The 19,730-nt window shown below is 46.9% G+C and carries 18 protein-coding genes; 16 read left to right on the top strand and 2 right to left on the bottom strand.

What is annotated here, in order from left to right; all coding sequences use genetic code 11:
• Positions 1-96: 96 nt before the first annotated feature.
• The gene (locus C8U37_RS08955) at positions 97-1,428 is read left to right on the top strand and encodes an IS4 family transposase (protein WP_108032900.1); all 1,332 of its coding nucleotides are present in this window, start codon (positions 97-99) and stop codon (positions 1,426-1,428) included.
• A gap of 256 nt (positions 1,429-1,684) precedes the next feature.
• On the opposite strand, the gene C8U37_RS08950 is transcribed toward C8U37_RS08955, so the two are convergent.
• Complete coding sequence (locus C8U37_RS08950; RefSeq protein WP_108032899.1) at positions 1,685-2,794, bottom strand: ABC transporter ATP-binding protein; 1,110 nt, start codon at positions 2,792-2,794, stop codon at positions 1,685-1,687.
• A gap of 348 nt (positions 2,795-3,142) precedes the next feature.
• Between C8U37_RS08950 and C8U37_RS08940 the strand changes: the two genes are divergently transcribed.
• From C8U37_RS08940 to C8U37_RS08885, 12 genes are all read left to right on the top strand, one after another.
• Positions 3,143-3,694, top strand: coding sequence for a dCTP deaminase/dUTPase family protein (locus tag C8U37_RS08940; protein WP_108032897.1), 552 nt, complete (start codon positions 3,143-3,145; stop codon positions 3,692-3,694).
• A 103-nt stretch (positions 3,695-3,797) separates the two neighbouring features.
• Entirely contained in the window at positions 3,798-5,180 is a 1,383-nt protein-coding gene (gene radA, locus C8U37_RS08935) for a DNA repair protein RadA (RefSeq protein ID WP_108032896.1), read from the top strand.
• A gap of 28 nt (positions 5,181-5,208) precedes the next feature.
• Positions 5,209-6,303: a PIN/TRAM domain-containing protein gene (locus tag C8U37_RS08930; RefSeq protein ID WP_108032895.1), complete on the top strand. Its 1,095-nt coding sequence runs from the start codon at positions 5,209-5,211 to the stop codon at positions 6,301-6,303.
• Positions 6,304-6,351: 48 nt separating this feature from the next.
• Positions 6,352-7,821, top strand: a complete 1,470-nt coding sequence (gltX, locus tag C8U37_RS08925; protein ID WP_108032894.1) for a glutamate--tRNA ligase — start codon at positions 6,352-6,354, stop codon at positions 7,819-7,821.
• A 77-nt stretch (positions 7,822-7,898) separates the two neighbouring features.
• Entirely contained in the window at positions 7,899-8,438 is a 540-nt protein-coding gene (gene epsC, locus C8U37_RS08920) for a serine O-acetyltransferase EpsC (RefSeq protein ID WP_108032893.1), read from the top strand.
• A 55-nt stretch (positions 8,439-8,493) separates the two neighbouring features.
• Positions 8,494-9,906, top strand: a complete 1,413-nt coding sequence (gene cysS / locus C8U37_RS08915; protein ID WP_108032892.1) for a cysteine--tRNA ligase — start codon at positions 8,494-8,496, stop codon at positions 9,904-9,906.
• The gene (locus tag C8U37_RS08910) at positions 9,891-10,316 is read left to right on the top strand and encodes a Mini-ribonuclease 3 (protein WP_086986625.1); all 426 of its coding nucleotides are present in this window, start codon (positions 9,891-9,893) and stop codon (positions 10,314-10,316) included. Before cysS ends, C8U37_RS08910 begins: the two co-directional genes overlap by 16 nt.
• 121 nt (positions 10,317-10,437) lie before the next feature.
• The gene (gene rlmB / locus C8U37_RS08905; protein WP_245879804.1) at positions 10,438-11,154 is read left to right on the top strand and encodes a 23S rRNA (guanosine(2251)-2'-O)-methyltransferase RlmB; all 717 of its coding nucleotides are present in this window, start codon (positions 10,438-10,440) and stop codon (positions 11,152-11,154) included.
• A gap of 43 nt (positions 11,155-11,197) precedes the next feature.
• Positions 11,198-11,713, top strand: coding sequence for a YacP-like NYN domain-containing protein (locus C8U37_RS08900; RefSeq protein WP_108032939.1), 516 nt, complete (start codon positions 11,198-11,200; stop codon positions 11,711-11,713).
• Positions 11,714-11,852: 139 nt separating this feature from the next.
• Complete coding sequence (locus C8U37_RS08895) at positions 11,853-12,743, top strand: mechanosensitive ion channel family protein (RefSeq protein WP_108032890.1); 891 nt, start codon at positions 11,853-11,855, stop codon at positions 12,741-12,743.
• 336 nt (positions 12,744-13,079) lie between these two features.
• A complete protein-coding gene (locus C8U37_RS08890; RefSeq protein WP_108032889.1) occupies positions 13,080-13,319 on the top strand; it encodes a hypothetical protein in 240 nt (79 codons plus the stop codon).
• Positions 13,300-13,611 (top strand): YbjQ family protein, encoded by a 312-nt coding sequence (locus tag C8U37_RS08885; protein WP_108032888.1) that lies wholly within the window; start codon positions 13,300-13,302, stop codon positions 13,609-13,611. Before C8U37_RS08890 ends, C8U37_RS08885 begins: the two co-directional genes overlap by 20 nt.
• Positions 13,612-13,984: 373 nt before the next feature.
• Here C8U37_RS08885 and C8U37_RS08875 read toward each other — a convergent pair whose 3' ends face one another.
• On the bottom strand, positions 13,985-15,199 hold the full coding sequence (locus C8U37_RS08875) for a helix-turn-helix domain-containing protein (protein ID WP_108032886.1): 1,215 nt from the start codon (positions 15,197-15,199) through the stop codon (positions 13,985-13,987).
• A 174-nt stretch (positions 15,200-15,373) separates the two neighbouring features.
• Between C8U37_RS08875 and C8U37_RS08870 the strand changes: the two genes are divergently transcribed.
• Genes C8U37_RS08870 through C8U37_RS08860 form a run of 3 tightly spaced genes read left to right on the top strand, consistent with a single transcriptional unit; the run spans position 15,374 to position 19,676 of the window.
• Positions 15,374-17,113 carry a glycoside hydrolase family 3 protein gene (locus C8U37_RS08870; RefSeq protein ID WP_170100237.1) on the top strand — a complete coding sequence of 580 codons (1,740 nt, stop codon included), beginning with the start codon at positions 15,374-15,376 and terminating at the stop codon, positions 17,111-17,113.
• Between the two features lie 60 nt (positions 17,114-17,173).
• Complete coding sequence (locus C8U37_RS08865) at positions 17,174-18,637, top strand: sugar ABC transporter ATP-binding protein (protein ID WP_211306157.1); 1,464 nt, start codon at positions 17,174-17,176, stop codon at positions 18,635-18,637.
• Between the two features lie 34 nt (positions 18,638-18,671).
• Positions 18,672-19,676, top strand: coding sequence for an ABC transporter permease (locus C8U37_RS08860; protein WP_108032884.1), 1,005 nt, complete (start codon positions 18,672-18,674; stop codon positions 19,674-19,676).
• Positions 19,677-19,730: the final 54 nt, after the last annotated feature.

Raw genomic sequence — 19,730 nt, 5'->3', positions numbered from 1 at the left:
TTTATGATGGGAGGAGGTTTTTTTTTCTCATCTTCGGGTTTCCCGTTATACTTAATGTAGGAAGGATGGTCTGTATATTAAAAGGAGGGCTTAAAAATGACGGTCGAAATGATGGAATTCCAAGAATTTATCGAAGAAGCCCAAACTATTTATCTGGAAGATATCCGCGAAGGGAACCCGAAAGCCTTTACCCGAAAAAGGAAAACGACCCCTCTCGGATTGATGCTTCAAATGTTTGCGCAAAAGGGGAACTCCCAATTTTGCGAACTCCTAAATTTTTACGAGAACCAAGGGAAACCTCTGGACATTTCGACCGTCGCTTTTTATAATGCCCGAATGAACTACAACCCCAAAGCCATCCGGTTGATGATGACTGACTATATGTCCATGGTTTATGAAGAAAATGATGACCAATTGGTCAAGCTGAATGGGTACATTGTGACCGCGATAGACGGCTCTGACATCATCCTGCCCTCCACGGAGGAAAACGCCAAGAAATATGGTGTGGTCCATAACCTAAAGGCATCCGCCAATCCGGTGATGGCATCTGTCTCCACGCTCTATGATTGTATCAATAAAATGGTGATTGACACGTTTATCGGTCCGTACAAGAGCAGCGAGCGCGCCTCGGCTTCCCAACACCTCCACGTGCTGAAAGAAACGCTCCGGCAGCCGACCATCACCGTGTTTGATCGCGGCTATTTCTCGATGCGGCTAGTCCACCAACTGTTTCAGGATGGGCAGAAATTTGTGATGCGGATGGATCACCAGAACTTAAAGCGCTATTCCAGCCAGTTATCTGTGGGGCAAGACCAAACTTTTGAAGTCACCTTTGACAGGTCACAGACAAACGACTACAGGAATGATCGGATTTTCCGAGCTACCTTGATGAGCACGGTTTATCCGATGCGGTTTGTAAAAATCCCACTTCGCAAGCAGGACAACGGGGAGATAGAGGACGAAGTCCTTTTGACGAATTTAACACCATCTGACTTTTCAGCCGATGACTTGAGTGAAGTATACAGGTTGAGGTGGGGAATCGAAACCGCCTATAACGTACTGAAAAACCGCATGAAGTTAGAGGAGTTCAGTGGCAACCGGGAACGGCTGATCCTTCAGGATATTTATTGCACTGTCTGGCTATACAACCTGACGATGCTTCACCTGATTGAAGTGAGCGAAACAAGAGCGATTCCCCAGGAACGCTATAAATATGAAATGAAGCGAAATATCAGCATCGCTATCGGAATCATGAAAACCTATTTCATCCGATCATTCATGAGTGAAACATACGAACAACGGAGAGAAAGTTTCGAGCAAATGAGTGCACTACTTATCAAACACCTTGTCCCCGTCCGCCCGCATAGGGCGGTCAAAAGGAAGAGTCCAGTGAACAAATCCAGACGATCTTATCGTTACACATATTAGGGCAACTTTCGATCCTATCGTTACACGTGTTAGGGCAACTTTCTCCTAGGAGCTGCCTGGCTTCGTTGTGTCTTCGATTGTCAGAAATGAAAGAGACAGGAGGAAATGGGAGAATACAGTTCCCATTTCCTCCTGTCTCTTATTTGTCAATGCCCTTAAGTTAATGACATTGCCGTTATCGGATCGCCTTTTTCTATGGGGGGAGGGTAGGTTAGAACTGGTAAGTGTGTTTCAGGTGATCCAAGCCGTCCGCTGGTTATGGGATGGCGATCACATCTTGGGATTGCTTGTCGAAGAAGTGGGACTTGTTCATGTTGAAAGCCAAATCAATGACTTCGCCTGGCGAATGGAAATCGCGCGCGTCCACACGGCAAATGAATTCTGTTTCGCCGACTTTACTGTAAAGCATGGTTTCAGCACCTAATAATTCGGATACAACCACTTCCGCTTTGACAGCCCAAGTCGGGTTGGTATCAAGTGCAATCTGCTCACTTTGGATATCTTCCGGACGGATGCCGAAAGTCAATTCTTTGCCGTTGTAGCCTTTATCTTCCAGGACTCTGCGTTTTCCGGCCGGTAAAGTCAATTTAAGCCCTTCGCCGTTCGTGATGACGCCATCCTGCAGCGTTACGTTGAAGAAGTTCATGGCAGGCGATCCGATAAATCCGGCTACGAATACATTCACTGGCGTATCGTAGACTTCTTTCGGGCTGCCGATCTGTTGCACAAAACCGTCCTTCATGATGACGATCCGATCCGCCATGGTCATCGCTTCGGTTTGGTCATGGGTTACGTAGATGGTTGTCGTGTTCAGGCGACGGTGCAATTTCGCGATTTCAGCACGCATGGCCACACGCAATTTTGCATCCAAGTTGGATAACGGCTCATCCATCAGGAAGACTTTTGCATCACGGACGATGGCGCGACCCAAGGCGACACGCTGTCTTTGACCACCGGACAGAGCTGCCGGTTTGCGGTCCAAATATTCCGTCAAGCCCAGGATGTCGGCTGCGTTATCAACACGCTTCTTGATTTCGTCTTTGCTGTACTTTCTCAATTTCAGACCGAAAGCCATATTGTCAAATACGGTCATATGCGGGTATAGTGCATAGTTCTGGAATACCATCGCGATATCGCGGTCTTTCGGCGCAACATCGTTCATGAGGGTGTCGCCGATGACCAATTCGCCTTCGGAGATATCTTCCAGACCGGCGATCATGCGCAGCGTCGTCGACTTTCCGCAACCGGATGGACCGACAAAGACGATGAATTCACGATCTTTAATCTGCAAGTTGAAATCTGTGACGGAATAAGTAGGGGAATTATCATATTTTTTATGGATGCTGTTCAACTGGATCTCTACCATTTATTTGTACCTGCCTTTTGATTTTTTTTGGCTTTTCTTTTATGTCCTTATCTTATTTGAAAGCGGATTCCATGACCACGGGAAACTGCCCAAAAAAAGCGCTGGTTTTTTGTGCACTTTGCCGAAGGCGCTTTCTTGCCGCGGGAAGCTTTTAGAACAACCTCAGGATTTGGTCATGAAAAAGTCTCAATTCGTTGCTATAGTGTGCATAGCGCTCGCTCCGGCATTGTTAAGAAAAGGCAAGCACACAACTAAACCGTGAAAAACCGCCGTCGTTTTGGTAAAATGGTTCTTTGATGCATGTAAGATCGATGCAGCGATACTAGAGAGAAAAAGGGGTTATCAGCCATGAACAAAAGAGGGTTTGAAGTGATCAGCGGTTACGCCGACAAAAATATCCAATTACCCAAGCGTGCTACGAAACACGCAGCGGGATACGATTTTGAAGCAGCCGAAGAAATTGTCTTGCCGGCGATCTGGAAAACGGTCGTGCAAAGTGTGGGAACGCATCTTGCGGAACTGTTCGGCAACGACAAAGATACAGATGAAGCGCTCGAAGAGAAAGAGCAACTGTTGCGTCCGCTTTTGGTGCCTACCGGAATCAAAGCCTACATGCAGGAAGATGAATACCTGCAATTGACGAACCGCTCCAGCAATCCGCTGAAAAATTTCATCGTGCTGCCGAACGGCGTGGGCATTGTGGATGCGGATTATTACAATAACGAGGGCAACGAAGGGCATATCTACTTCCAGTTCCTGAATTTCGGGTTGCGCGACAAAGTCATCCGTAAGGGCGACCGCATCGGCCAGGGCATCTTCCTGCAGTTCCTGAAAGCCGACCAGGATGAAGCGGAAGGATCGGAACGCACAGGCGGTTTCGGATCGTCAGGACAGGCGTAAAAAGAAAAGCCGAATCCGCGGCTATTTGCGTATTGTTATACGTAGAACAGGCTTTTTGTGATAAAATAAGATAAGTTCGTTCACACTTGAAGGAGAGATTCATTTGGCAAAGAAAAATGCAGTGAAATACGTTTGTCAGGCTTGCGGGTACGAGTCGCCGAAATGGCTGGGACGTTGCCCGAACTGCAACACTTGGAACCAAATGGAGGAAGAACGGGAAGCGACGAAAGCGGTGAAGCAACAGCAGCGTTCCAATTTCAGCGGGAATGTACCTGAAGCAATCGCAATCCAGGACATCAAAACCGAGAATCTGCCGCGCGTCAAGACGCAGATGGAAGAAGTCAACCACGTGTTGGGCGGAGGCATCGTACCCGGTTCGCTGATCCTGATCGGGGGTGACCCCGGCATCGGCAAGTCCACTTTGCTGCTGCAGGTTTCGGCGCAGATCAACCAAGGCGGTCACCGCGTTCTTTATATCTCCGGAGAGGAAAGCGCGAGTCAGATCAAATTGCGGGCGGAACGGCTAGGGGTCAAGGGTACCGACTTCTACATCTACCCGGAAACGGATATCGACGCGATCCGCAACACAATCGAGCGGATCAAGCCGGAATTCGTCATCGTGGACTCGATCCAGACGATGATCCATCCGGACATCACGAGCACGGCCGGCAGCGTAACGCAAGTGCGCGAATGCACCGCCGAATTCATGCGGATCGCAAAGAGCAACGACATCGCGATCTTCCTCGTCGGACACGTGACAAAGGAAGGCGCCATCGCCGGGCCGCGGATGCTGGAGCATATGGTGGATACGGTGCTGTATTTTGAAGGCGACCGGCATCATGCTTTCCGGATTTTGCGCGCTGTCAAAAACCGTTTCGGATCGACCGACGAAATCGGCGTTTTCGAGATGATCGAAGGCGGCTTGCGCGAGGTGAGGAACCCTTCCGAGCTGTTCCTTGAAGAGCGGCTCGCCGGAGCTTCCGGATCGGCAGTCGTTGCCTCGCTTGAGGGCACGCGGCCGATTTTGGCCGAGATCCAGTGTCTGATCACGCCGACGGTCTTCGGGAATGCCCGCCGGACTGCGAGTGGCTTGGACTACAATCGGGTTTCCTTGATCATGGCTGTGCTGGAAAAACGGGCAGGCTTGTTGCTGCAGAACCAGGATGCCTACTTCAAATCGACAGGCGGCGTAAAGCTGGATGAGCCGGCCATCGACCTGGCCGTGGCCGTCAGCATCGCTTCAAGTTATTGGGACAGCGAGACTTCCGCGACAGAGTGCTTTATCGGTGAAATCGGCCTTACCGGGGAAATCCGCCGGGTGAGCCGGATCGAGCAACGCGTCAATGAGGCCCAGAAATTGGGCTTCACCAAGGTGTATTTGCCGAAGAACAATATGGCCGGCTGGAAGCACCCGGACGGAATCCAGATCATTCCTGTCGCAACGCTTCAAGAGACGCTGCGCAAAGTATTTCCGAATAAAAATTGATGACAGAAGGAAAGAGAGAGGGAAGCCTTTGAAACGGAAAATCATTACGGCCGTTTTCCTCTTGGTGGGTGGCAGTGCTGGCGTTACAGCAATGCCTTACCTGTGGGAACTAGCGGGCATACAAAATAATCTTTTCAACAATGTTTTTGTTAATATTGGAATTGGAGCACTTATATTTTTACTATTATCCTTTCTGTTGATGAAATTCATTTTGGATGTCATCCAGAAAATTGAGAACTACTTCAGCACGTTATCGGTCAGCTACATGCTGTTCGGTTCGATCGGAACGATCATCGGGCTGGTTTTGGCTTGGCTGATCGGCATCCCGTTGACATCACTGCGGATTCCGGTCATCAACGATGTGCTGCCGGCGATCCTGTCCTTGATCCTGGCTTATCTGGGCTTCCGCGTGGGGACGACCCGGATCGAAGAATTCCGGAAACTGTTCGCAGCGAAACCGAAAAAGCAGGAAGAAACACAGATGCTTGACCGCAAAGCGGATGATACTTTCCGCAAATACAAGATTTTGGATACGAGCGTCATCATCGACGGCCGCATCTACGACATCGCCAAAACCGGCTTCCTGGAAGGCGTCATCGTCATCCCGAACTTCGTCTTGCGCGAACTGCAATACATCGCCGATTCCTCCGACAGCCTGAAGCGCGTCAGGGGCAGAAGGGGATTGGATATCCTGAACAAACTCCAAAAAGAAGAAGACATCGTCGTGGAAAGCTACGACGGTGAATTCGAAGAGATTCCTGAAGTCGACAGCAAGCTGATCCGATTGGCGAAACTGATCGACGGTATCGTCGTTACGAACGATTACAACCTGAATAAAGTCTGCGAGTTCCAGAATGTGCCAGTGTTGAACATCAATGCCTTGGCAAATGCCGTGAAGCCGGTCGTCATACCCGGTGAATACATGGTCGTCACCGTCATCAAAGTCGGTACGGAACGCAATCAAGGGGTGGCCTATCTGGACGATGGCACGATGATCGTCGTCGAAGAAGGACAGCATTACATGAACGAGACGATTGAAGTCGTCGTCACGAGCGCCTTGCAGACGGCAGCCGGCCGCATGATCTTCGCGAAACCTGCGCATTCACAAAAAGGCATCAAATAGCAAAGCCAGCACGAGATAACCAGCTTCACAGAAAAGGGGATACTTCATATGACAAAGAAAATCCGCGTACGTTATGCACCAAGCCCAACCGGTAACCTGCATATCGGAAACGCCCGTACCGCATTATTCAACTATCTGTTTGCCCGTCATAACGACGGTGAGTTCATCATCCGCACCGAAGATACGGACCAAAAACGCAACCTTGAACACGGCGAAGAAAGCCAGCTGCAAAACTTGGCTTGGTTAGGGATGGACTGGGATGAAGGTCCGGACAAACCAGGCAAATTCGGACCGTACCGTCAATCCGAAAGACAGCATATCTACGATCCGTTGATCGACCAACTGCTTCTGTCCAACCGCGCCTACAAGTGCTACTGCAATGAGGAAGAGTTGGAAACGGAGCGCGAACAGCAAAGAGCACGCGGCGAAATGCCTCATTACGGCGGCAAATGCGCAAACTTGACGCCTTCCCAACAAGCTGAAAAAGAAGCACAAGGCATCACACCGGTCATCCGTTTCCGTGTGCCGATGGAAAACACGTATACATTCGATGACATCGTCAAAGGACCGATCACATTCGAAGCCAGCAGTGTCGGCGGGGACTACATCATCCGCAAACGTGACGGTTTCCCGACCTATAATTTTGCGGTTGCCGTGGACGATCACATGATGGCGATCACCCATATCCTGCGTGGGGATGACCACATCGCCAATACACCGAAACAAATGATGATCTATGAAGCATTCGAGTGGAAAATACCTGTTTTCGGCCATATGACGTTGATCATCAACAGCGAAACGGGCAAAAAATTAAGCAAACGCGATGAAACGATTCTGCAGTTCATCGAGCAATACAAAGACTTGGGCTACCTGCCGGAAGCGATGTTCAACTTCATCACGCTGTTGGGCTGGTCACCGGTCGGAGAAGACGAAATCTTCTCGAAAGAGGATCTGATCAAGATGTTCGATCCGGAACGCCTGAGCAAATCGCCTGCCGCCTTCGACCAAAAGAAACTGGAATGGATCAACAACCAGTACATGAAGAGTGCCGACTTGGATGCAGTCGTGGCTTTGGCTACGCCTCATTTGGTGGCTGCCGGCAAATTGCCGGAAAACCCTACTGAAGCCGACAAAGCATACGCGAAGAAGCTGATCAGCCTTTACCACGAGCAAATGAGCTATGCCGCTGAAATCGTCGCCCTTTCCGAGCTGTTCTTCACGGACGAACTCAACCTGGACGCAGAAGCGCAGGAAATATTGGCTGCCGAAACAGCGCCGACCGTGCTTGCCGCATTCAAAGAACAATTGGTTGCCATCGAGCCGTTCGAAGAAGCCGAAATTCTGGGTGCCATCAAAGCAGTCCAAAAAGAAACGAAGATCAAAGGCAAGAACCTTTACATGGCTATCCGTGTCGCCGTCAGCGGCCAAATGCACGGGCCTGAAATCGGCAAGACCATCGAAGTGCTGGGCAGAGAGAAAAGTTTGGCTCACCTGAACAGTTTTTTGGATAAAATGTAGGACCGACAAAAAAGTCTAGCAAAAATGAGCTTATTCTATATAATAGATGGATAATCCAAAAAGGGGCCTGGAATGACTTGAATAGATTACGTGAAACGATTCAAACCATAAAAGATCATGACCCGGCTGCAAGGAGTACGTTGGAAGTCGTTCTGACGTACCCGGGGTTACACGCCATCCTTGTATATGATATCGCTCATTTTTTTTATAAGCGGAAATGGTACACCTTCAGTCGGGTGATTTCGCATCTCGGGCGTTTCTTGACAGGGATCGAGATCCATCCGGGTGCGACGATCGGTCGTCGTCTGTTCATCGACCACGGCATGGGCATCGTCATTGGGGAAACAGCCGAAGTCGGCGATGATGTCATGATCTACCATGGCGTGACGTTGGGTGGCACCGGGAAAGACACCGGCAAGCGCCATCCCACCATCGGGAATAACGTGCTGTTATCCGCCCATGTGCAAGTATTGGGGCCGATCAAAATCGGCGACAATGCCAAAATCGGGGCATCCGCGGTCGTCGTCAGCGAAATTCCGCCAGATGTCACCGCAGTCGGCATACCGGCAAAAATCGTCCGTTACCATAAGCATAAAGAAGACAAAACAATCGAATGATTAGCAAACGAAAAAGGGCGTCAGCCCTTTTTTCGAAGCTGGAAAGGAGTGCGCAATGTTAAAAATCTACAATACCCTGACGCGCGAAAAAGAAGAATTCCAACCGATCCAAAAGAATAAGGTGGGCATGTACGTCTGCGGTCCGACCGTCTACAACTACATCCACATCGGCAACGCGCGCAGTACCGTGGCTTTCGATACCGTCCGCCGCTACTTGGAATACCGCGGTTATGACGTGAATTTCGTCTCCAACTTCACCGACGTGGACGACAAAATCATCCGTGCCGCAAAAGAGCTGGGCATTTCCGCGAAGGAAGTCGCCGAAAAGTTCATCGCGGCCTTCTATGAAGACACCGCGGCGCTGCAAGTCGAAAAAGCGACTCTGAATCCGCGCGTGATGGAAAACATCCCGGACATCATCGCCTTCATCGGCGAACTGATCGAAAAAGGCTATGCCTATGCGGCTGACGGGGACGTCTATTACCGCACCGGCAAGTTCAAGGACTACGGTAAATTGAGCGATCAATCGATCAAGGACCTGATCATCGGCGCCAGCGAACGCTTGGATGCGGAAGAGAACGTGAAGAAAGAAGATCAGCTTGATTTTGCGCTTTGGAAAGAAGCGAAGCCGGATGAAGTCTCTTGGGAATCACCTTGGGGTCCGGGACGCCCGGGCTGGCACATCGAATGCTCCGTGATGGCGACCAAATACTTGGGCGACACCATCGATATCCACGGCGGCGGCCACGATTTGACCTTCCCGCATCATGAGAACGAAATCGCCCAGAGCGAGGCCAAGACCGGCAAAACTTTCGCAAACTACTGGATGCACAACGGCTTCGTCACGATCGGCGAAGACGCTGAGAAGATGAGCAAGTCGCTCGGAAACTTCGTGACGGTGCATGATATCCTCAAGGAAGTCGATCCGCAGGTGTTGCGTTTCTTCCTCGGAACAGCGCATTACCGCCGTCCTGTCAAGTACAGCGACAAAGCCATCGAAGAAGCCAAAATCAACTTGGATAAGGTCAAGATCGCCTATCAGAACGCCCACTATCGCCTGCAGGATGCCGTTGCGGCACTGCCGGACGATGCGGAAAAACAGGCTTTGTTCCAGAATCTGCAGGCACAGTTCGTCGCCGAAATGGACGACGATTTCCAGGCGGACAACGCCATGACAATCGTTTACCAGTTCGCGAAGGAATTGAACATCTATGCAGAAGGTGAAGCCGTTTCCGAAGCGGTCATCACCGAAGCGCTTGCTTTGTACAAAGCGATGGTCGGCGTCTTCGGCGTCGTGCTGGAGGAAGAGGCTTTGCTGGATGATGCTATCCAAACGCTGATCGATGAACGGACACAAGCCCGAACAGACAAAAATTTCGCCCGCAGTGATGAAATCCGTGATTACCTGAAGGATCAGGGCATCATCCTGGATGACACTTCGCAGGGCACCAGATGGAGAAGAGCATAGTGACAGAACACAATTGGAGCTTATTGAACGGTCTTGCCTTGGCGTATGTCGGCGATGCCGCTTATGAGACTTATATCAGAACACATTTACTAGAAAAAGGACACACCAAACCCAACCAGCTCCACCGTCGGGCGACTTTTTTCGTTTCGGCTAAAGCCCAAGCGAAGCTGATGCACGCGATGCTTGCCAAAGAGGGCTTCCTGAGTGTGGAAGAAATGGACATGTACCGTCGCGGCCGCAACAGCAAGAGCCATACGATCGCCAAAAATGCGGACGTAACGACCTACCGCATCGCGACCGGATTCGAGTCGTTGATGGGCTATCTGCATCTTTCCGGACAAGAGGCACGGCTTGAAGAGTTGATCCGTTGGTGTATCCAAGAAGTCGAGGAAAATAATTATGAAAAATAAACCGAACCGCGCGTTCAAAGACACCCGCAATGCCCCGAAAAAGGGCAGACCGGAACCAAAACGACGCGATGACCGCAATGATAATGAAGAAAAAGAAATACCCGAAAACGAAGACTTTGTGATGGGACGCCACCCTGTACTGGAATTGTTGCGCTCCGATCGCGATGTCAACAAGCTGTTCATCCAAGATGGACTGGGCGGAGAAAAATTGGGCGACATCATCGCATTGGCGAAGGACCGTAAGATCCAGATCCAAGCGGTGCCGAAGTCCAAACTGGATACCCTATCCGACAATGCCGTCCATCAGGGCGTCATCGCCGCTACGGCTGCTTTCCAGTATGCCGTACTCGATGATCTCTTCGAAGCGGCCGCCGCCAAGAATGAGGACCCGTTCTTCATCATTCTGGATGGCGTCGAGGATCCCCATAACCTGGGATCTGTGCTGCGTACGGCCGATGCCTGCGGCGCGCACGGGGTCATCATCCCGAAACGTCGCGCAGTCGGCTTGACCGCCACCGTCGCCAAAGCATCGACAGGCGCTATCGAGCATGTGCCGGTCGTGCGCGTCACGAACCTGCACCGCACCATCGAAGAACTGAAGGAACGCGGCGTTTGGATCTACGCCACCGACATGAAAGGGCAGGACTACCGCCAGTGGGATACAACTTTGCCGTTGGCCATGATCATCGGCAACGAAGGCAAAGGCGTCTCCCGCCTGTTGAAGGAATCCGCGGACGGGTTGTTGACCATTCCGATGGTCGGCCATGTTCAGAGCCTGAATGCCGGCGTCGCCGCCGGACTGATGATGTACGAAGTTTTCCGCAAACGCCACAGTTGATCTGCAGCGTCTGCGTACCAGAAAAAGCGAGGTGAAGGTCATGCTGAAGAAAGAAATCGTGATCGTGGACGGCTACAATATGATCGGCGCCTGGCCGGAACTGGTCAAGCTGAAGAACCAGGACCTCATCGAAGAGGCCAGGGATCAACTGCTGCAGGCGCTGTCCGACTTCCAAAATTATGAAGGCAACGAAGTCTGGTGCGTCTTCGACGCCCAGTTCGTGCCCGGCATCACGAAGGAATATTCCAAATATCGAGTGAAGGTCATCTTCACCGCGCAAGGCGAGACCGCCGACACCTACATCGAAGGCGTCGTCAAAAAATTGCGCAACGTGCTGACCGATGTCTACGTCGCCACCAGCGACCTGGCCGAACAACAGCTCGTCTTCTCGAAAGGCGCCCAGCGCATCTCCGCCATGGAACTCTACAAGGACATCAAACGCTCCAAAAAAGCCTTGGAGGGCGAAACCCGCCGCTTCCGTGACCAACGCCAACGCGGCACCTGGACCGAAGAACAGCTGGCGACGTTGAAGGATATTTATAAGGATATGCTGGAGTGAAGGCAACTGGATAATGCACGAAAAGAAGAGGTCGTCTCGTTTCGAGGCGACCTCTTCTTCGCGTTTATCTATCGATGTGCAGTATAATGTAAGCAAAAGGAAATGACCATCTTTCTATGGAGAGGAAGGCGTTACCCATATGGAATTTATCCGTAGCTATACTGAATCGTACCCCTTATTGGTTAATGGTATCTGGTTTCTTTTGTATTTTATTATTCTTTATGCGTTGCGTCGCTTTATTTTGAATCGTTTATATGGAAGATTAAAAAAATCTGGACGTTGGCATGTCGCTCGAAAACTTGCCAGTTGGCTGAATAACTTTATTTTGTTTATCATATTTATGTATATATTCGGAAGGAACCTTACCGGATTTACGACCGCAATCGGTCTAGCTGGAGCTGGGATTGCATATGCCTTGCGGGAAGTGATTGTCAGTATTGCAGGATGGTTTGCGATCTTATTTGGTGACTTTTTTGAAACAGGCGATCGTGTCCTCCTTGGAGGGATTAAAGGCGACGTAGTGGATATTGGTGCCCTACGAACCACGTTAATGGAAATTGGAGCATGGGTGGATGGTGATCAGTATACGGGGAGAATCGTGCGGGTCGCCAACAGTTATATCTTTAGCTCGCCTGTTTACAACTATACTGCTAATTTTAAATTTCTATGGGATGAAATCATGGTTCCTTTGCGCTTTGAAAGTGATATGAAGTTAGCCAAGACTATTTTATTGGAGGTAGCGGAAAAGCATACGGGACAATATAATAAAGAAGCTGCTATCGCTTGGGAAAATATGGAAAGACGTTACAGACTAGAAAATGCTTCTTTGGAAAATCAAGTTTTTCTTACCTTTAACGATAACTGGGTGGAAATCAGTCTTCGGTATGTAGTCGATTATCGAGAACGGCGTGGCGTAAAAGACAAACTTTTTTCAGAAATTCTCCAACGATTCCAACAAGAAGGAGAGCGTCTGGAAATAGCTTCCGAAACGCTTGAAGTGATTTCTGGAAGCCGAAAAAAAATGGAGTGAAATGAAGCTGTTGAAGGTTTCGTTGCGCATTTTTGACGATCATCCAAATATCCGCAAATGTATACTGTTGCGGATATTTACGGTTTGATGGCATGTTTGAACTTTCCCAATTTATAAAGTTGAGAGCTACAAAAACGTAAAATAGAAATCCAGAAATCCGTCCGCAACTCCGGTGAAAGGGCCACTCACCGGAGTTCTTCGGTAATAATAAGCATAAACTCCGACGAAGCCTCCGTTCATCGAAGACCCTCCTCAAATGTATGGAGGGACCGCTTTGGGTAAGGTATACTGTATAAAGAATGTAAATAATTTTTCGAAGATGCAGAAAGTGCGGTAATGCTGTTGAAAAAACAAACGAAAAAAATGATAGCACCAGTAGTGATTACAGTTTTAGTCATTTCTTATTTTGTATTCTACATGTGGCTAGGACTGGCTGGTTCTGGAGACATCCCTTTGCTGATGAAAATACTGCTGATCGTTGTCCCCAGCGGATTAATTGTGCTAATGGTGTACCTATTAGTTGAAAGAGTGAATGAAATCAAGGAGGATGATGACGATGATCTTAGTAAATACTGATTATATAAGCGGAAAAGAATTTGAAATGTTAGGACTAGTTAAGGGGAGTACGATTCAGTCGAAAAACTTAGGGCGCGATATTTCACAAGGGCTTAAAACACTGATCGGTGGAGAGCTCAAAGCCTATAACGAAATGATGAATGAGGCCAGGGCTATAGCAACAAAGCGGATGGTTGACGAAGCGACTGCATTAGAGGCGGATGCAGTCGTAAACATTCGGTATGCTTCCTCTGCAATCATGCAAGGCGCAGCTGAGGTAATTGTATATGGAACCGCTGTTAAATTTAAATAAAACAGCATAGGAACGTATATTTTTGGTAAACATGCCGAAGGAGTTATCAACTTTCTCTACAGGTTAACCGATCCGAACGGCACCATCAGTATCAAACAGGCGTCCGACGCCAAGAAAGTCTATATCCAGATCACCGACACCGGCTGCGGCATGCCCTGGTGCTGCGGATCGTGAACCTGCTGAAAGGCGCTATAACCGTCGAGAACACCCTCGGCAAAGGCACGAAGATGACGGTGGAGTTGCCGAGAGGATAGAAGCATCAGAACTTTCATAAGAACACAAAGAAGAGATCGTCTCATTTTCGAGACGACCTCTTCTTTGCGCTTTGCGTAGGCTTTTTGGGCGGAAAGTCCGCCATCCGCTCGAAAACAGACTACTTGACAATATCTTTCCGATAGTCGCTAGGCGTGACCCCCCTCTCTTTTTTGAACACCTTCGTGAAGTAATTATAGTCAGGGATGCCGACATAGGCGGCGATATCTTGAATACTCATAGAACTGGAGTCAAGTAATTTTATGGCTTCATTGATGCGCAATTGGTTAATGTATCGAATCACGGTAGTCCCCACTTCTTTTTTGAACTGACTGGAAATGTAGGGAGCGGATAAGTTGAATTTCTCGGAAATACTTTTCAGTGTCAAGGGCAAATTCAGATTGAATTCAATATAGTCCAATATTTTCCTAACGGATAGAGAGTAAGTATTTCTGGATTTATTTTGCACAAGCAAGCAATATTCCCGGATCATTTGTTCATATAATTTATTTAAACCACTGTCTGAGGTGGTAAGTTCAATCACATGCAGAAACTTACTTGATATTTCATGTAAGTATACAGGATGTATTTCATTTCCTTCGACAGCCTTGCGAAATAAAGTGTTTGCTGAAGTCAAATGGGATTTTTTATCCCTAAGTGTATTTTTTAGGCGAGGTTCAATGGGCGAACTCATGAAGCGCTCTGCTTCCACTAATGCTTTTTCCCAATCCCCATTACGAATGTGGCTGAGAAGCTCTTTTTCTATCTTATAGCGATCGAATAAAGCGTCGAAATAAGCTTCAAAATTATCTTTAGGAGTATAAATATAATGATCTTTACTCGAATTCGAAAAATCATGATAGTTGATGGAGAACGGAGTGATGTCCTCTTTATTGATATAGGAGACGATATTTGAAATGATTGAAATAAGATGCAGGTTATTGTCTATCTGAGGAATCCCGAACAAGAATCCTTTTATATTTTGGATATCTGCTGCAGTCAGGTGATTGTTTTCAGTGATTTCATGCCAATAATCATCATTAATCGGATTGTTGAAATAAGGACCTATGGCAACGACATCCTGTTTATCCACAAACGGAAAGAAAAAAATATAGTTGATTGAATAATTATCCGTTACAAAATAGAAAGTGTTTTTTTCCATAGTCAACAGAAAGTCCTGTACTTGTCTGTACAATGTTTCAGAATCTTCGAGACTGTCTCGGAGAGATTGGTCAAAAGCGGATATATTAGGGTATGGAGCTATGAAATAATGAAAATTTAAGTGCAGTGTATCCGAGAGAAGCTTTGTAATAAAATCGATCGTTGATGAATTCATTTTATTTCTCCTTAAAATCAAACTGTAACAGTAGTTTACTCCAGAATAGGGGATAAATAAACAAAAAAAGAAAATCACCTTAAAAACGTGCTAATTGAAACCGTTTTATTCTAATTGTATAGAAAATAACATGCTATAGTATGGGAAATAAATGAATAATAGGTGATTAGATAAATGATAACCAATCTTAAGGGCATGCCGTATGGGTTAGCGGATAAAGACATTGAGTGGGTAGAAGACACAATAAATAAGATGTCGATTGAAGAGAAAATTGGACAACTTTTTATTGTTCTAGGGAAAAGCAGCAATGAGGAATACGTCCGGAATTTGGTGGAGAAATACCACATAGGGGGAGCTCGATATACCGAAAGAGATTCTTTAAAGATTATGCAGCAGAATCGGGCGTACCAGAAGTACAGTAAAACACCAATGTTCATAGCCGCGAATTGCGAGGATGGCGGCAGCAGCCTCTGCCAAAACGGCACGCAAGTTGCGACACAAGCGCAATGTGGAGCGACTGCTACTCCTGAAGCTGCGTATCAAATGGGAAATATCGGTGGCATAGAGGCTACAGCCTTGGGTTGCAATTGGACCTTTTCTCCAATCGTGGATATCCTCTTTAATTGGCGTAACACGATCGTTAATACCCGATCTTTTGGGAATGAAGCGGATCAAGTTTTGGAATTGGCCAAAGCAAATATCAAAGGCTTAAAAAACAGCAATATACTGGCAAGCGCGAAACATTTCCCGGGAGATGGCGTTGAAGAAAGAGATCAACACCTGGTGATGGGAATCAACGATCTGACCTGTGAAGAATGGGATGCCAGTTTTGGCAAGGTGTATCAGTCACTCATAGAAGATGGGTTGGAAACGATTATGATCGGCCACATTGCCCTTCCTGCATACAGCAGAAAGTTACGGCCAGGCATCCTGGATGAAGACATTATGCCAGCCACATTAGCGCCTGAAATTACAACTGATTTATTGAGAAAACAATTAGGTTTCCAAGGGCTAGTGGTAACCGACGCTTCTCATATGGGCGGATTGCTGAGTGCTAAACCAAGAAACGAACAGCTTCCACATGCGATTGCAGCGGGATGCGACATGTTCTTGTTCATGCATGATGAAGAAGAGGATTTCCAATACATGCTGGATGGGTATGAAAAAGGCATCATTTCTGAAGAGCGATTACAGGAAGCCCTTGAACATATCCTAGGGATGAAGGCAAAGCTAGGATTGCACAAAATGAAAGCGGAGTCTCTGGAAGAGGCGACGACGAAATTAACGCAAATCGGCAGTACAGAGCACTTAGCGGCGGCAAAAAAAATTGCGGATGAAAGCATTACGCTTGTCAAGGATACACAAAGCTTGCTGCCGATCGATGTGCGTGAGAAAAAAAGAGCCATGCTGTATTTTCTTGAAAGTGCTCCCGTTTCTTATGCGGATGGGACAGACAAAGCCAAGAAAATCGTGGTTGAAGAACTGGAAAAAGCTGGATTTCAGGTTGACGTGAATGATTCGTTTTATGACCTTGAGCAAAGAGAACGCTCACCATTCAATAAATTTAAAATTATGGCTATGCCAACAGTTGAATCTTTCAAAAAGCAATACGATGTTGTTTTCGTGTTTGTCCATATGAAAGGCTATGCCCAAGAAAATAATGTACGGGTGAAATATTCTGCGCCGCATTCTAATGAATTACCTTGGTGGATCAACGAAGTTCCTACAGTTTGTGTTTCTTTAAGCTATACCAATCATTTATATGATTTACCAATGATGAAAACATTCATAAATGCTTATGGACCAACCAGAGCATGCATCCAAGCGACAGTCGAGAAGATAACGGGACAGTCAGAATTTAAGGGCAAATATAATGAAACCGTTTGGTGCAACAGCTGGGACACCAGATATTGATATAGAAAGGAAGTTGCAGAGATGTCCGAACAAGGAGAAATATTGCTGGAAGTAAAAAATATGTTTAAAAGCTTTGGGCCTACGATTGCCTTAAAAGATGTAAATCTGACTATAAAAAGAGGCCAAATCCATGGTCTGGTCGGCGAAAACGGAAGCGGTAAAAGTACCGTGACCAGTATTGCATCCGGATTGCAGGATTGCGATAGCGGGGAAATGATCTATCTGGGGAAAGCATGGAACCCTGAAAGTATGATTTATGCACGTGAGCAAGGGATGAGTATGATCCTTCAGGAAGCAAATACGATCAGTGATGTAACCGTTGCAGAGAATTTATTTGCAGGAAAAGAAGCGGAATTCACTAACTTGGGTATGGTATCCAAAAAGAAAATGGTTCAAGCAGCTGATGAACTCTTGCAAAATTTTGGGGTCGAACATATCAAGGGCGGTGACAGCATAAACAGATACAGTTTTGAAGACCGAAAACTGATTGAAATATGCCGTGCGGTAACGGATGATACACAGCTGTTAGTTGTTGATGAAACAACTACAGCCTTAAGCCATATCGGGAGAGCGTTAATCTACAAGCTCATCAACAAAATGGCGGCTGAAGGAAAAGCAGTCATATTCATCAGTCACGACATGGATGAAATCATTGAAGTCTGCAATATTTTGACGGTATTGAGGGATGGAAACATCATAGGGACGTTGGAAAAAGGCGAGATGGATCCCAAAAAAATCCGTTATATGATGGTAGGGCGGGAAATTGGAGAAGCTTACTACAGAGACGATTATGATCCATCCCATTCTGGTGAAGTTGTATTGGAATTTAAGAATGCATCCTTTAATGATATAAAAAACTTTAATCTGAAATTGCATAAGGGTCAAATCTTAGGCCTGGGCGGCTTATCCGGCAGCGGCATGCGTGATGTAGGGAGAGCAGCTTTTGGATTGGAACGACTGAAAGAGGGCACAATCGAATGTAAAGGAAACCCTCTCGAAGGCATTATGTCCGCAATCGACAACAATATGGGCTACATCTCAAAAAATCGCGATCGGGAAGCGCTGATTGGAGAAGGCTCAATTCGAGACAACATCATTATGCCAAGTATTCGAGGGCTGTCCGGAAAGATGATGTATTTATCAAAAAAAGCATCCACAAAAGTTGCCCAACACCAAATTGATGCTTTCAGCATAAAATGCAACAACGAGAACCAATACGTTTCAACGTTATCTGGCGGTAACAAGCAAAAGGTTTCCTTCGCAAAATGGATGGCAAAAGACAGTGACATCTTCATCATGGATTGCCCGACTCGCGGAGTGGATATTGGTGTTAAACAATTTATGTATCAATTAATTAGCCAAATGAAAGCGGATAATAAGGCGATATTGATGATCAGTGAAGAATTGCCGGAACTGATCGGAATGTGCGATCAGATCATCATTATGAAAGACAATGAAGTCAGCGCCAACATTACACGGGATAAGGATCTGAAACAGACCGATATCATTGAGTACATCATTTAATGGCGTCTTTTGGGAATAATGAAAGGAGATAATTATGGAAAAACCAGCAAATAAATCGAGTGGAGAAAATCATATCGAATCGACGGATTTTCTTGGTCTGATGAAAAAAATCAAAAAGTGGGATTGGCTAAGTATTGTGCCTTACTTAGGCTTAATATTGATCCTGATCGTTTTTAGCTTTACCTCCAATGGGAACCTATTTGGAGCTTATAACGTCAGCATTGTGGTGCAACAAACGGTGGCTTTGGCTATTGTATGTCTGGGAGGCGTATTTGTATACTCAATGGGAAATTTGGACATCTCGATTGGAGCCACAATCGGTCTCTGCACACTGATTCAAGCGATTGTTTTAAATGCCACAGGAAATCTTTTGCTAGCATTTATGGCTGCCTTACTCTTAGCGCTGTCTTTTGGATTAATCAATGGGGCGGTGAGTTCTTGGTTAGGTCTCCCTTCTGTCATCACTAGTTTGTTCCTGATGTTTATCGGAACAGGCGTTCAAACGATTGTAACGCTGAAAACCAATACAATCAGAACCAGCTTTGATTTTTCATTCTGGAAAAACATGTATGTTCAAATTGGAGCATTGGTAATCATGTTTTCTGTCGTGTATTACTTATTCAATTATACGCGTCTAGGTAAATATACGAGCAGTATTGGTGCAAATTTGGAATTTGCCAAACAAAGTGGTGTGAATGTATTCAGAAACAAAATATATGCGTATCTCATCATGGGAACCTGCGTAGCGACAGCTAGCCTGTTCATTTTAGCACGGTCGGGAAGCTCTTCCCGTGTCACGGGTGCAGGGTATCATATGGATGTTATGGTGGCATTGATCCTCGGCGGAATGCCTTTGTCAGGAGGAATGAAGAGTAAAGTCAGTGCTGCTCTGATTGGTTCATTTTCCTATATTCTTTTGACAAATGGGCTTACGCTATCCGGGGTTGCTGCAAGTAATGTTCCGCTGGTAAAGGCATTGATCTTTGCTGTCATCGTGATCATAACCAGCCGCAAGAAAGGAGTCGTGTTACCTAGATAAGCTGCCGCTATGCAATGTTTGGAATGTTTCATAAAAAATATATCAGGAGATGAT

Origin of the sequence: Trichococcus patagoniensis (assembly GCF_003051085.1) — a bacterium.
Taxonomy (GTDB): Bacteria; Bacillota; Bacilli; order Lactobacillales; family Aerococcaceae; genus Trichococcus; species Trichococcus patagoniensis.
The sequence above is the reverse complement of the archived record's forward strand: the minus strand, read 5'-3'. Positions and strand labels throughout refer to the sequence as shown.

Coding starts and splice junctions, on each gene's coding strand:
- C8U37_RS08955 (WP_108032900.1), top strand. CDS start 97: ATGACGGTCGAAATGATGGAATTCCAAGAATTTATCGAAGAAGCCCAA.
- C8U37_RS08950 (WP_108032899.1), bottom strand. CDS start 2,794: ATGGTAGAGATCCAGTTGAACAGCATCCATAAAAAATATGATAATTCC.
- C8U37_RS08940 (WP_108032897.1), top strand. CDS start 3,143: ATGAACAAAAGAGGGTTTGAAGTGATCAGCGGTTACGCCGACAAAAAT.
- gltX (WP_108032894.1), top strand. CDS start 6,352: ATGACAAAGAAAATCCGCGTACGTTATGCACCAAGCCCAACCGGTAAC.
- cysS (WP_108032892.1), top strand. CDS start 8,494: ATGTTAAAAATCTACAATACCCTGACGCGCGAAAAAGAAGAATTCCAA.
- C8U37_RS08910 (WP_086986625.1), top strand. CDS start 9,891: ATGGAGAAGAGCATAGTGACAGAACACAATTGGAGCTTATTGAACGGT.
- rlmB (WP_245879804.1), top strand. CDS start 10,438: ATGGGACGCCACCCTGTACTGGAATTGTTGCGCTCCGATCGCGATGTC.
- C8U37_RS08895 (WP_108032890.1), top strand. CDS start 11,853: ATGGAATTTATCCGTAGCTATACTGAATCGTACCCCTTATTGGTTAAT.
- C8U37_RS08890 (WP_108032889.1), top strand. CDS start 13,080: ATGCTGTTGAAAAAACAAACGAAAAAAATGATAGCACCAGTAGTGATT.
- C8U37_RS08885 (WP_108032888.1), top strand. CDS start 13,300: ATGATCTTAGTAAATACTGATTATATAAGCGGAAAAGAATTTGAAATG.
- C8U37_RS08875 (WP_108032886.1), bottom strand. CDS start 15,199: ATGAATTCATCAACGATCGATTTTATTACAAAGCTTCTCTCGGATACA.
- C8U37_RS08870 (WP_170100237.1), top strand. CDS start 15,374: ATGATAACCAATCTTAAGGGCATGCCGTATGGGTTAGCGGATAAAGAC.
- C8U37_RS08865 (WP_211306157.1), top strand. CDS start 17,174: ATGTTTAAAAGCTTTGGGCCTACGATTGCCTTAAAAGATGTAAATCTG.
- C8U37_RS08860 (WP_108032884.1), top strand. CDS start 18,672: ATGGAAAAACCAGCAAATAAATCGAGTGGAGAAAATCATATCGAATCG.